Source organism: Acrocarpospora macrocephala, from assembly GCF_009687865.1.
GTDB classification, from domain to species: domain Bacteria; phylum Actinomycetota; class Actinomycetes; order Streptosporangiales; family Streptosporangiaceae; genus Acrocarpospora; species Acrocarpospora macrocephala.
On record NZ_BLAE01000065.1, the window covers coordinates 19884 to 32102 of the forward strand.

10 protein-coding genes are annotated in these 12219 nt (G+C 70.2%); 6 read left to right on the forward strand and 4 right to left on the reverse strand.

Annotated elements, in window-relative coordinates:
- Window positions 1-31 precede the first annotated feature (31 nt).
- Window positions 32-1456, reverse strand: coding sequence for an MFS transporter (locus tag Amac_RS41940; RefSeq protein WP_155360007.1), 1425 nt, complete (start codon window positions 1454-1456; stop codon window positions 32-34).
- A gap of 145 nt (window positions 1457-1601) precedes the next feature.
- Here Amac_RS41940 and Amac_RS41945 point away from each other — a divergent pair, with 145 nt between their 5' ends.
- Together Amac_RS41945 and Amac_RS41950 are read left to right on the forward strand one after the other, a co-directional pair.
- Window positions 1602-2177, forward strand: coding sequence for a TetR/AcrR family transcriptional regulator (locus Amac_RS41945; RefSeq protein ID WP_155360008.1), 576 nt, complete (start codon window positions 1602-1604; stop codon window positions 2175-2177).
- Between the two features lie 41 nt (window positions 2178-2218).
- Window positions 2219-4114: an ABC transporter ATP-binding protein gene (locus Amac_RS41950; RefSeq protein ID WP_155360009.1), complete on the forward strand. Its 1896-nt coding sequence runs from the start codon at window positions 2219-2221 to the stop codon at window positions 4112-4114.
- On the opposite strand, the gene Amac_RS41955 is transcribed toward Amac_RS41950, so the two are convergent.
- The gene (locus Amac_RS41955) at window positions 4068-6350 is read right to left on the reverse strand and encodes an LLM class flavin-dependent oxidoreductase (RefSeq protein ID WP_155360010.1); all 2283 of its coding nucleotides are present in this window, start codon (window positions 6348-6350) and stop codon (window positions 4068-4070) included. The two genes, Amac_RS41950 and Amac_RS41955, sit on opposite strands and share 47 nt — an antisense overlap.
- A gap of 113 nt (window positions 6351-6463) precedes the next feature.
- Between Amac_RS41955 and Amac_RS41960 the strand changes: the two genes are divergently transcribed.
- Window positions 6464-6958: a MarR family winged helix-turn-helix transcriptional regulator gene (locus Amac_RS41960; RefSeq protein ID WP_155360011.1), complete on the forward strand. Its 495-nt coding sequence runs from the start codon at window positions 6464-6466 to the stop codon at window positions 6956-6958.
- Window position 6959: 1 nt separating this feature from the next.
- Here Amac_RS41960 and Amac_RS41965 read toward each other — a convergent pair whose 3' ends face one another.
- The gene (locus Amac_RS41965) at window positions 6960-7994 is read right to left on the reverse strand and encodes a sensor histidine kinase (protein WP_246269053.1); all 1035 of its coding nucleotides are present in this window, start codon (window positions 7992-7994) and stop codon (window positions 6960-6962) included.
- An 84-nt stretch (window positions 7995-8078) separates the two neighbouring features.
- Window positions 8079-8867, reverse strand: a complete 789-nt coding sequence (locus Amac_RS41970) for a class I SAM-dependent methyltransferase (protein ID WP_155360013.1) — start codon at window positions 8865-8867, stop codon at window positions 8079-8081.
- A gap of 332 nt (window positions 8868-9199) precedes the next feature.
- Between Amac_RS41970 and Amac_RS41975 the strand changes: the two genes are divergently transcribed.
- The 3 genes from Amac_RS41975 to Amac_RS41985 are packed head-to-tail and all read left to right on the forward strand — an operon-like array spanning window position 9200 to window position 12029.
- Window positions 9200-10006 (forward strand): hypothetical protein, encoded by an 807-nt coding sequence (locus Amac_RS41975; protein WP_218041611.1) that lies wholly within the window; start codon window positions 9200-9202, stop codon window positions 10004-10006.
- Window positions 10007-10014: 8 nt separating this feature from the next.
- Window positions 10015-11358, forward strand: a complete 1344-nt coding sequence (locus tag Amac_RS41980) for a sensor histidine kinase (protein ID WP_218041612.1) — start codon at window positions 10015-10017, stop codon at window positions 11356-11358.
- Window positions 11359-11384: 26 nt separating this feature from the next.
- Window positions 11385-12029 (forward strand): LuxR C-terminal-related transcriptional regulator, encoded by a 645-nt coding sequence (locus Amac_RS41985; RefSeq protein ID WP_155360042.1) that lies wholly within the window; start codon window positions 11385-11387, stop codon window positions 12027-12029.
- Window positions 12030-12219 lie beyond the last annotated feature (190 nt).

The following is a 12219-nucleotide window of genomic DNA, read 5'->3' on the forward strand; positions in this document are numbered from 1 at the left end:
GCGGAGCTCGCTCCTCCCCCGCTCGGGGGACCTAGCGGGTAGAGGCGACGAGCGGTTCCGCGGCCGTCTCGGGTGCCCTGCGGCTACGGGCGGCCGGCACCAGGAGCGCCACCCCGACGGTGATCGCCGAGGTCACGGCCACCAGCACGAAGGCGCTGGTGAAGCCGGTCTCGTAGGGCAGGCCGCCCGGCAGGAGGCGCGCGGTGATGGTGGTGCTGACCACGGCCGTGCCGATCGAGCCGCCGATGGTGCGGATGTTGGCGTTCATGCCGCTGGCGGTGCCGGTCTGGTGGGCCGGGACGCTCTGCACGATCAGGTTGGTCATGGCGGCGTAGGCCAGGCCGAGGCCGAAGCCGAAGACCCCGCCGGCCGTCGCGAGCTGCCACGGCTGGTCGTGAAAGATCGCGAAGGAGGCGCTCGTCAGGACGCTGAGCATCGAACCGAGCACCAGCTGCCCCTTGGCGCCGATGATCGGCGCGATCGGACCGCTGAGCACTCCCGCGACGGCCATGGTGACGAGCATGGGCAGCATCAGCAGCCCCGCTTCGGTGACGCTGGAGCCGAGGCCGTAACCGGTGGCCGACGGGATCTGCATGAAGATCGGCAGGAACGCGTAGACCGGGAACATGCTCGCCCCGAACAGCAACGCCGTCAGGTTGGTCGTCCAGACGGCCGGCAGGCGCATCATGCGCATGTCGATCAGCGGGTGGATCGAGCGCAGCTCGACCCGGATCCACAGCGCGAACAGGGCCGCGGCGAGGGCGAACAACCCGATCGTGGCGGGCGAACTCCAGCCCCACGACGACGCTTCGCTGAGCGGGATCAGCAGCGCCACCAGCCATCCCGACAGCAAGACCGCGGCCAGCCAGTCGATCCGCCCAGGCGTGCGCACCGGGGACTCCGGGACGTACCGGTGGGTCAATATCGCGGTCACCCCGACAATGATCACCGGGATCCCGAACAACCACCGCCAGTTCAGCGTTTCGACGATCGGGCCGGCCAGGACGATGCCAAGACCGCCTCCCACCGCGATGACGGCCGACAGGACGCCGATCATCGAGGGCACCCGCCGGGCGGGGAACTCGTCGCGGATGATGCCGAACGCCATGGGGAAGACGGCTGCGCCAAGTCCTTGGATCACGCGGCCCGCGATCAGCACCCCGATGGTCGGGGCCAGCGCGGCAGTAAGGCAGCCGACCGCGATCGCACCCAGGGAGATGAGGAGCGTGCGCTCCTTGCCGATCATGTCGCCGATCCTGCCCAGCAGGGGGGTCGCGACCGAGGCCGACAGCAGCCACGCGGTCAGCACCCAGGTCACGGTGCTCTGGCTGGTGTTCAGGTCATGCTGGATGGTGGGCAGCACGGGGCTGACCAGGGACTGCAAAATCGAGAAGGAGGCCACGGCGGCCGAGAGCGCCACAAAGGTCAGCCGTGTAGACGAGGTCCTGCTTGTCATTGAGAAATCCTTCGACGCTGAGAGCGCGGGATGATCGATACCTGCCGGCGGGCATCGTTGAAGAGATGCCTGCTAAAGTTGAGGCATACCTCCACAATAGCGGAGGCATACCTCCGGTACAAGTCGCGGGTCAGGGAGGAAGACGATGACAGACAAGGCCGTCGCGGTTCGCCGCCCGCACCGGGCCGACGCGCGGCGCAACTTCGACGCCCTGCTCAGCGCCGCCCGCGAGGCGTTCGCCGAGAAGGGCGCCGAGGCCTCGCTGGAGGACATCGCCCGCCGCGCGGGCGTCGGGATCGGCACGCTCTACCGCAACTTCCCGACCCGCCAGGACCTGTTCGAGAGCGTGTACGTCGGCGAGGTCGAGGACCTCTGCGCGGCGGCGGAACAGGTCGCCGAACTCCCCCCGTGGGAGGCCCTGGTCACCTGGCTGCGCCGTTTCGTCTCGTACGTGGCCACCAAGCGGGCCATCTACGAGGCGCTCAACCGCGAGTCCGAGATGTTCCGTACCTGCAGGGTCGCCATGTACGGCGCGGGAGAGCCCCTGCTCGCCCGGGCCCAGCAGGCCGGCGAGGCCCGCGCGGACGCCAGCTTCGACGACGTGCTGCGGCTGGTCAGCGGCATCACCGCCGGCGCCTTCGCGGACGAGGCGCAGCGCGAGCGGGTGCTGGGCATCGCCCTCGACGGCGTACGGGCACGCCCCGCAGCCGGCACCGGGTGAAATCGGTGGTCATGCGGCCGTCCTGATGTCACGCTCGGACGGTGGATAAGCCGGAAATTTCCGCTCACGGTGCTACAAAGCCACCCGGGAATGGCAAGGCTCCCGAGCGGTTCACGATCGATGACTTCGTCCGGGGCGCGGACGGGCCGCGCGACTGGCGGCGATTACCCCGGCTGGTGGGGGCCTCGTTCCGGCTCACCTGGCGGGCGGGGCCCCGGGAGTTGCTGATCTCGTGCGGGCTCCAGGTGTTCAACGGGGTGGCCACCTTCGTCCAGCTGCTGATCGGGCGTGAGGTGCTGGAGGCTCTGCTGGGGAGTACGGCGGGGCTGGGCGCCGTCATCCCGAGCGTGGTCGCGCTGGTGCTCGTGGGAGCCTTGCAGCGGTTCGCGTCGGCGGCCGAGCAGGAGCAGAGCGGATTGCTCAGAGAGCTGGTGACGCAGCACGCCCAGAGCAGCGTCCTGGACGTCGCGGCGCGCGTCGACCTGGCGGAGTTCGAATCCCCGGCGTTCTTCAATCGCCTCCAGCGCGCGTCGATGAGCGCGGGAGTGCGGTCCATGGGGATGGTGCACGGCCTGTTCGGGCTGGCCCGGGCGACGGCGGGCGCGGCGGGCGCGGTGGCGGTCCTGCTGGTGCTGCAACCGCTGCTGGTGCCGCTGCTGGCCGTCACCGCGCTGCCGCTGTGGATCGTCACCAGGAAGAACAGCCAGGACACGTACCGGTTCTTCGTCGGGATGACGCCGCTGGACCGGGCGCGGCATTACCTGGCCGCGCTGTTCACCGACCGGCAGCCGGTCAAGGAGGTGCGGGCGTTCGGTCTCGGCGGATACCTGCGCGGCCGGTACGACCGGCTGGGCGCCGAGCGCGTCCGCGAGTTGCGCGCGGTGGCCAGGCAACGGCTGCGCCGTTCCCTGCTCGGCAGCCTCAGCTCCGCGTTCCTCACCGCCGTGACGTTCGCGGTGCTCGCCTGGCTGTACGTCAACGGCCGCCTGGACCTGGCCTCGGCCGGGGTGGCCGCGGCGGCCCTCATCCAGATGGCGAGCACGCTCGCCATGACCGGGATGAGCGTGGCGCAACTGTACGAGGCGTCGCTCTTCGTCCAGGACTACGAGGAGTTCCTGGCGCAAGGGGACGCGCTCCCGCGAGACCGGGGCACGCGCCTGCCCGCCTTCCGCGAGCTCCGGGCCGAGGAGGTCACCTTCGTCTACCCCGGCAGCACGGCGGCGGCGTTGCGGAACGTGTCGCTGACGATCAAGGCCGGGGAGGTGACCGCGCTGGTCGGCGAGAACGGCTCCGGCAAGACGACGCTGGCCAAGCTGCTCGCCCAGCTCTACCACCCGACCTCGGGACGCATCTGGTGGGACGGCACGGACACCGCCACCTGCGACGAGGAAGCCCTCCGCGACTTCATCACCGTGATATTTCAGGACTTCGTCCAGTACCACCTGAGTGGCAGGGAGAACATTGGTTTCGGCCGTCATGAGCGGCTGGACGACATCGAGGCGATCCGGGATTCGGCGCGCCTGGCCGATGCCGACGAGTTCCTCTCCCGGCTGCCGGAGGCGTACGAGACGGTTCTCGGCAAGGAGTTCACAGGGGGCACGGACCTGTCGGTCGGGCAGTGGCAGCGGGTCGCGCTGGCGCGCGCGTTCTTCCGCGACGCGCCGTTCATCGTGCTCGACGAGCCCACCGCGTCCCTCGACGCGCGCGCCGAGCACGACCTGTTCGAGCGGATCCGCGAGCTGTTCCGGGGGCGTACGGTGCTGCTCATCTCGCACCGGTTCTCCACCGTGCGGTCGGCCGACCACATCTACGTGCTGCACGGCGGCGAGATCGAGGAGCGCGGGAGCCACCAGGAGCTGATGGCCTCCGGCGGCCGCTATTCAGAACTTTTCACCCTGCAGGCGGCGGCGTTCCTGGATCCCGAGGCGGAACGTTGAAGTTGTCGCGGAAGACGTTGTCGGGGTCGTAGCGGAGTTTCAGCGCGCGCAGCCGCTCGAGGGTCCCGGTGGGGTAGGCGTCGGTGAGGCGCTCGGGGCGCAGGTCGGTCTCGAAGTTGATGTAGAGGCCGGTGAGGTGGTGGTGCAACGCGTCCCAGGCCCGGTCCAGCCGGGTGCGGCTGGAGCCGAAGGCGACGACCTGGAAGTTCGCCGAGCGGTGAGCGTAGGCGGTGGCGTCGGGGGCGACGTCGGCCACGGCCCCGCCGACCGAGCGGATCTGGAAGAAGTAGGACTCCCCGCTCATGATCAGGTCCGTCGCGGCGGCGGCGAATTCGGGGGTGATGTGACCGACGAGCCCGGAGCGGGTCACAGGTTCGCCCTGCGCTTCGTGCGTGGCGGGCGGAGCCGCCATGATCGCCGGGTACGGCACGCGCTGGATGGCGTGGTCCAGCAGCGGCCCGGCATCGGCCAGGGGCTGGATCCTGTCGATGATCGTGTCGGGGTCGTCGCTGTCGACCACGGCCATGACCTGGGCGACGACCGGCTGCCCCGGCCGTGGCCGCCCGATGATGAGGAAGCTGGTGAGATCCCGTGGCGCGGCCTCCACCGCGGCCCCCCAGCGTTCCAGGAACCCGGCGGTGTCGCTGGCGTCGAGCACCAGCTGCCCGAATCCCACGTCGCCGACCTCGTCCGCCTCGAACTCGAAGGAGGTGACGATGCCGAAGTTCGCCCCCGCGCCGCGCACCGCCCAGAACAGGTCGGCGTTCTCGGTCTCGCTGGCGCGGGTGAGGCTGCCGTCGGCCAGGACGATGTCGACGGCGCGCAGGTGGTCGATGGTCAGGCCGTGCTCGCGGACCAGCCAGCCGATGCCGCCCGAGGTGGCGAGGCCACCGACGCCGACCCCGCCGTAGTCCCCGGAGCTGAGCGCCCACCCGTGCGGGGCGAGCGCGGCGGCCACCTCGCTCCATCGCGCGCCCGGCTCGACGCGGATCCGGCGCGTCTCCTTGTCCAGGACCTCGATCTGATGGAGTTTCGCCAGGTCGATGACGATGCCGCCGCGGTTGGTGGACCGGCCGCCGATGCCGTGCCCGCCGCTGCGGATCGACAGTTTCACGGGCTGCCGCCGGGCGAAGGCCAGCGCGTCCGCCACCTCGTCCACGGTGCGGGGCCGCAGGACCAGGCCCGGCGAGCCGCCCCGCAGGTAGGTGGACCGGACGGCGGCGTATCCGGGGTCGCCCGGTTCGATCGCCGCGCCCGCGAGGGAGGCCGGGAGGCTGTCGTAGTCGATATCCGGGTGGCGGCGGTCGCGGATGGAGACGCTCGGCACGATGCCCTGGGCGGTCCCACGTTCGGCGGCGACCAGCTCCCGCAGCGCGGGGGCCACCTCCTGGCCGAAGATCTGGATGGCGGCCGGGTCGTCGCCCATGAGGATGTAGCCGGAGAATCCGTACTCCAGGGTCAGGACGGCCAGCTGCTCGACCCACTGCTGGGGTGGGCCGGACAGGAACCCGTCCCCGGCCGGGCCGAACCGGCCGCCGATGTTGAGCAGGCGGCGGACCGCCGAGGGGTCGCGCCCGGCCTGGGCGGCGGCCTCGTCGATGATCGCGTTGCTCGTGGCGATCTCGTCCAGGCCGCCCTTCAGGTACGGCAGGGACGGCAGCCACCCATCGGCCTTGCCCCCGGTCAGCCGGAGCATCTTCGGCTTGTAGGCCCCCACCCAGATCCCGATGTCATGCGCCGGGGCGGGACCGCGCTTGGCACCGTCGACCTGGTAGTACGTCCCGTCCACCCGCAAGATCGAGTTGTTGTCGGCGTCCCAGATGCCGCGGATGATGTCGATGGCCTCGCTCAGGGCCTGCACCCCCTGGGCGGGAGTCAGCCGCCGCCCGCCCATCGCGCCGATCGCGTCCCAGAAGCCGCCCGCGCCCAGGCCGAGCTCGAGGCGCCCACCGGACAGCAGGTCCAGGCTCGCCGCCGCCCGCGCCAGCACGGCCGGCGGGCGCAGCGGGAGGTTGAGGACGTTGGCCGAGACATGGATGCGCTCGGTTTGCGAGGCGACATAGGACAGCAGCGTCCAGGTGTCGAGGAACCCCGGCTGGTAGGGGTGGTCCTGGAAAGTCGCCAGGTCCAGACCCGCGGCCTCCGACGCCCGCGCCAGGTCCACGACCTGCTGCGGCGCGGCGTTCACCGGGGTGATGAAGGACCCGAAGATCAGGTCGTGGCCGTAGTCGGGCATCCGTCCGCCTCTCCTTCCGAGCGATGCGCTCTGCAATCCAGATGAGTTGTCCCACAAACTATATTCATCGCCGATGTTTTGTCGAACAGCGCTTCCCTGGGTAATATTTCGCCATGACACCTCAGGAGGGGCGCGCGGACGGCGACTTCGGCTGGCATCTCGGCGTGCTCCTGTCCGCGTATCACGGCTCGGTGACCCCGCTGCTCGGGGAACTCCCGCACGCCATGCGCGGCTACCAGATCCTGTCCACGGTGGTCCACGGCGACCAGCCCACCCAGGCCGCCCTGGCCGCCCACCTGAGCATCGACCGCACCGTGATGACCTACCTCATCGACGACCTCGTCAAGGCCGGCCTGGTCGAACGCCAGTTGAACCCCGCCGACCGCCGGGCCAGGAAGATCGTCGTCACCCCGCTGGGCGAACGCACCCTCGCCGAACTCGAACAGCGGGTCCGCGAGGCCGAGGAGAGCCTCCTGGGCGGGCTCGACGAGCGGCAGCGGGCGGCCTTCCGCGACCTGCTGCGCCGCGTGGCCTGCGGTCTCCGCGACATCGAACCGCAGGCCGACCCGTGCGTCGCCGCCGAGCACGTCCTGACGGAACTGCCCTGAGCTACCTGCGCGACAGCGTGCGGCGCGCGTGATGGCCGAGCACGACGGCCGCCGGGATGGCCTGGAGTGGCAGGTCGGTGATGTAGTCCAGAACCGGTGTCACGATGATGACCACGTACAGCAGGGGGTGTCCCCACGGGCGTGCCGGTCCGCGGTCGCCGATCCGGCCCCAGGGTTTCGCCCGCGCGATCCACGCCATGATCGCGATAGCGGTGATCATCAGGATGGTGGCGGCCGTCAGCCGGTGGTCGGGCGGGGCGGAGCCGGTGCCGTGCTTGTGCGCATTGGTCAGGGCCTCCTGCACGACGCGGTAGGCGCTCACCTCGACGGCGGCGGGCAGCGGTCGCGGCGATCCCTGCGTCGTCCGCTCGACCCGAAGTCCGGCGGCGGCGGCCGAGTCGATCAACCGTTCAAGATCGGCCAGCCCCGGCGTCGGCCGCAGGTCCTGGTCACCGGATTCCCGGAGCAGCCCGAGCAGCGTCCCGAGATCGTCCAGCACCGCTCGGCCCGCCGTGCCGACGTGATCGAGCGCCTCCGCCGCAGCGCGCGGGCGGCTCTGGAGCAGCTGAGCCGCCACTGCGGCCTGCACGTTCATGACCGCGATGTGGTGGGCGACCAGATCGTGCACGTCCCGCGCGATGCGCAAGCGCTCCTGCGCCACCCGCCGCTCCGATTCCAGCTCCGCGGCCTCCTCCGCCCGGCGCGCCCGCTCCTCCAGCGCCACCGCCAGCGCACGCCTGCTGCGGACCGCGTCGCCGACCGCGGCTCCCACCGGCATCGCGGCCAGGGCCATCGGGGCGAGCCCTTGCCACCAGCCGTACGCCACGAGGGTCGCGGCCACCACGAACGCGGCGGCCGTCGCCGACACCGACACCACGACCACCGGCCTGCTGGCGGCGACGCCGACGGCATAGGCGGACAGCAGGATTCCGCCCCCCGCCCACCCCACCAGCCCGGCGGGAACAGCCAGCACCCCACCGGCCGCGGCGAGAACCAGCACGGGAACGGGCCACCCGCGCCGCAACCTCCGGGCCATTCCCACCCCGCAACGCTATGACCGCGACGCGAGAAAGGCATCCTTCGCTCGCAGTATCCGGCGGCTACTACGGATGGATGACAGTCAGCGCCTGCCGCGCACCGCCCAGGCGCGGGCGGTCAGGGCGATCTGACCGTCGGCCTCGATCGGCAGCCGCGTCCGGATGAGTTCCCGCAGGTCGGCGCGGCGATCCTCGGCCAGGGACACGGCGTAGCCCGGCGCGGGGCCCTGGCCGCCGAGGAACGGGAGCCAGTAGTCGTCGAAGTCGCGGAATGGGGTGGGCACGTCGATCGCGGACACCTCCACGCCGGCCAGCCCGCCGCCGGTGAACAGCGAGGCGAGGGCGTCGGGATGGCACAGCGGGAAACGCGTCCCCTCGTAGAGGTCTCGCGCCTGGGGGTCGAGTTCTACGGCGGCGTCCCAGAAATGCCGGATGAACTGCGCCCCGTCGGCGTAGTCCCACACGTACGCGCCGATCACGCCACCGGTGCGGGTCACCCGGGTCATCTCGGCCACGGCGCGCTCGGGTTCGGGCACGAAGTTGAGCACGAGGCCGCTGATGGTCGCGTCCATCTCGCCGTCGCCCAGGGGAAGTGCCGTGGCGGTGCCTACCTGGAAGCCGGCCCGCGGGTCGGTGACATGGGCACGGGCGTGGGCGAGGAAGCCCTCCGACTGATCGATGCCGATCACCCTGGCGGGTGCGGCGAACCTCAGGACGGCCTCGGTGACCGCCCCGGTCCCGCACCCGACGTCCGCCCACTGGCAGCCGTCCTGGACCTCCAGCCACCGCAGGAAATCCGCCGCCACGAGACGGCTCCACCGCCCGACATACGGCTCGTACGCGTCCCCCAATGCCCATACCTCAGTGCTCACAAATCTGACTGTAGATCAGAAATCGTGAACTGTAGTTGGTCTTGAGCTGGGAGTTCTTGAGCTTCGCCGACTGTTGATCTTCGTCGCTATGGTTCGTGCCGGTCCTGGTCCTTCCGTGCGGTTGGCTGCCCCGAGAGGTGGGGGCAGGCCCCACTCCCAAGTGTCCGGCGCACCCCCGTGACCGGGCGACCGCCGGTGCGGAATGGTGATCGGAGTGACAACCGGCGGACCCGCAGGTCGGCGCGCCGTCTACACACTCGATCGAAGGAATCTCCATGCGCAGTCCCGCAGCCCCGTCGCGATCCGCAGGTATCTCCGGTCGCGCACTCGCTGTGCTCGTCGCCCTCGCTGTGGCCCTCGCCGCCGCCTTCGTCATCGCCCCGCGCACGCTGGCGGCGAGCAGGTCGGACGGCGGCTTCGCCGATGAACGCGACCTCATCGAAGCCCTCCGCGCGGCGTTCGTCGAGTATTGGAGTTCTGGCGACCGGGATTTCTCCCACGGCCTGGAGAGGGTTGTCGATTACTGGTTCCGTTACCACGTGGCCAAGGCCGTGATCGCTGCGATCTTGCTGATCGTGCTCGTTGCGCTCGGCGCTCTTCTCTGGAAGGCATTCCTGAGGGCCGGCGGTCTCGGGACGGGAAGGAGGGCCGCCCTCGCGTCGGCCCGCGTTCTTGTCACGATGCTCGCGCTGTTCTCGTTGGTGATGGTGATGGCCAACGTCCAGGGCACAGTAGCGCCCTTCGCCTCGCTGTTGCCGATGCTGGTGATCGGCGCAACCGACGAAGAACTCGCCGATACGCTCGATCAAGTCAGGCAGCGACTGGCTGACTCCCTGAGCGCGGGTGACCGAACCCCACCTGCCCTCGAGGTGATGATCAGCGACTTTTCTCGATATCACGTGGCGATGGCCGTGGTTGCTGCGACCCTGGCGGTCGTCCTCATCGGCACGAGCGTGGTGGTGTGGAAGAGGTTTGCGAGAACGGGGTCGTCCGACAGGCGAACGAAGCGCGCGTTGGGGTCGTCGGGCGTTCTCTTGGCGTTGATGTCACTGGTCGTGATCGTTGTCGCGTGGGCGAACGCGACCAACGCGGCAGACCCGGCGCCGGGACTCCTGGCCTTCTTTGAAGGCGGATGGTGACGCACCTCGTGGGCGATCAGCTGCACGCTCTCCGGCGAGAACACCCGTGGCGGTCGGGTGCCGGGTTCCTCTTCCGCGTGGTGCGTCGTACGGTCGTGGAGTCGCTGTACCTGCTCACTGCGCCGGTGACCGCCGCGGCTGGGCTGCTACTGGTGCTCGGTGGTCTGTGCGTTGGAACGGTCGGTTTGCTGTTGCCGGGCGGGTCGCCGGTCGTGGCCGGCGCTCTGGCACCGGTGCGGTGGTTCGCCGACGTGGAACGGTGGCGAATCGCCAAGGTGCGCTCCCCGACCGCCGGGGCGGAGGATGGAGGCCGGCGGCCGAGACCGAGGGAGACAGCCGACGCGTCCGACCCGGGGTTGTGGCTCGGCGTGGCGCACGCGGTGGTGGCGCTCCCTGTCGCGCTGGTCACCTCAGTGGTGACGGTGCTGTGGTGGTTCGTCGGCCTCGGTGCCGGCACGTCCGCCCTGCGCAGCCTCTACTCGTCCGCTGGGCCGATGCGGCCCATGACTCTGAACGTGGGCAGCACCCAGTCCCACATCGCCTTGAGCCTGGGACTGACGTCGCCGACCGAGCGGCTCGCCTTCGGGACCGCGGTCGGCCTGCTGCTGCTGTTCACCCTGCCGCTGGTAACCCAGGCGTGCGTCGCCGCGCAGGCCGGGCTGGGGCAGATGCTGCTGTCTGACGCATCCGCGTTGCACCGCAGGATCAGCGGACTTGAGCAGGAGCGGGACACCGCCCGCGCGCAGACCGCCGCCGCGGTGACGGCCGAGGCGACCGCACTGCGCCGGCTCGAACGCGACATCCACGACGGGCCCCAGCAGCGGCTGGTCCGCCTGGCGATGGAACTGGGCCGCGCCCAGCACCACTTCGACAGCAGACCGGAGGCCGTCCGCGCGGCGCTCGCCGACGCGATCGTCCAGACCGAGGAGGCGCTGGACGAGCTACGGGCACTTTCGCGTGGCATCGCCCCGCCGATCCTCGTCGACCGCGGCCTGCGCGAAGCGCTCACCGCCCTGGCCGCGCGCTCGACCGTACCCGTTGAACTCGATGCCGACCCCCTGAACCGTCGGCTGGACGCTGCCGTCGAGACGGCCGCGTATTTCGTGATCGCCGAGGCCCTGACCAATGTGGCCAAGCACAGCCACGCCGACCGGTGTGCGATCATACTGCGCCACAGGGAGAGAATCTTGCGGATCTCGGTGACGGACGACGGAATGGGCGGCGCGGCGCTGGCCAAGGGACACGGACTGCGAGGGCTGGACGACCGGCTGTACGCGGTCGGCGGCCGACTGTGGGTCACCAGTCCTCACGACGGCCCGACGACGATCACTGCGGAACTGCCGTGCTGCTGAGCCCGCACGAAACAGCGCGTAGTCCGTTGCGGATCGTCGTGGCCGACGACGCGGTGCTGCTGCGCGAGGGCTTGGTCCGCCTGCTCGCCGAGGACGGTCATCAGGTGGTGGCCGCAGTCGGTGATGGCCCGGCCCTGGTCGAGGCGGTGCTCAGACACCGCCCGGACGTATCGGTCGTCGATGTGCGGATGCCGCCGAGCTACACGGACGAGGGCTTGCGCGCGGCGATCACGGCTCGCTCGCAGTTGCCCGGGACCCCCATGCTGGTGCTCAGCCAGTATGTGGAGGCGTCCTACGCCGGCGATCTGCTCGCGGACGGCTCTGGCGCGGTCGGATACCTGCTGAAGAACCGGGTCGCCAGGGTCGAGGAGTTTCTGGATGCCCTGGATCAGGTCGCCCGGGGCGCGACGGTGCTCGACCCGCAGGTCGTCGCGCAGTTACTGGCCGGGCAGCGCCGAGACAACGCCTTGGGGACGCTGACCGCGCGTGAACGGCAACTCCTAACCCTGATGGCCGAGGGTCACTCCAACACGGCCATCGCCGAGCGGTTGGTGGTCTCCGCCAGCACGGTGGAAAAGCACATCGGCAATGTTTTCGCCAAGCTCGGCCTACCGCCTGATGACGCCCACCATCGTCGGGTGCTCGCTGTCCTCACCTACCTCAGGGCCTGACAGCTGCCCGTCTGCGAAGTTCACGGCTTCCCTGCGCGAACCGATGGTTAACCCTCGGGTTTGCAGTGTCTCGTCAGGTGTTGTTCTTGGGGTCCTGGAGTAGTTGTCTGACGATCTCGGCGTACCGCATCGCGGTGAAGGGGTTGGCCCCGAAGACCGCAGCCAGGTGGAGAGCGTCGGGGCCTCAGCC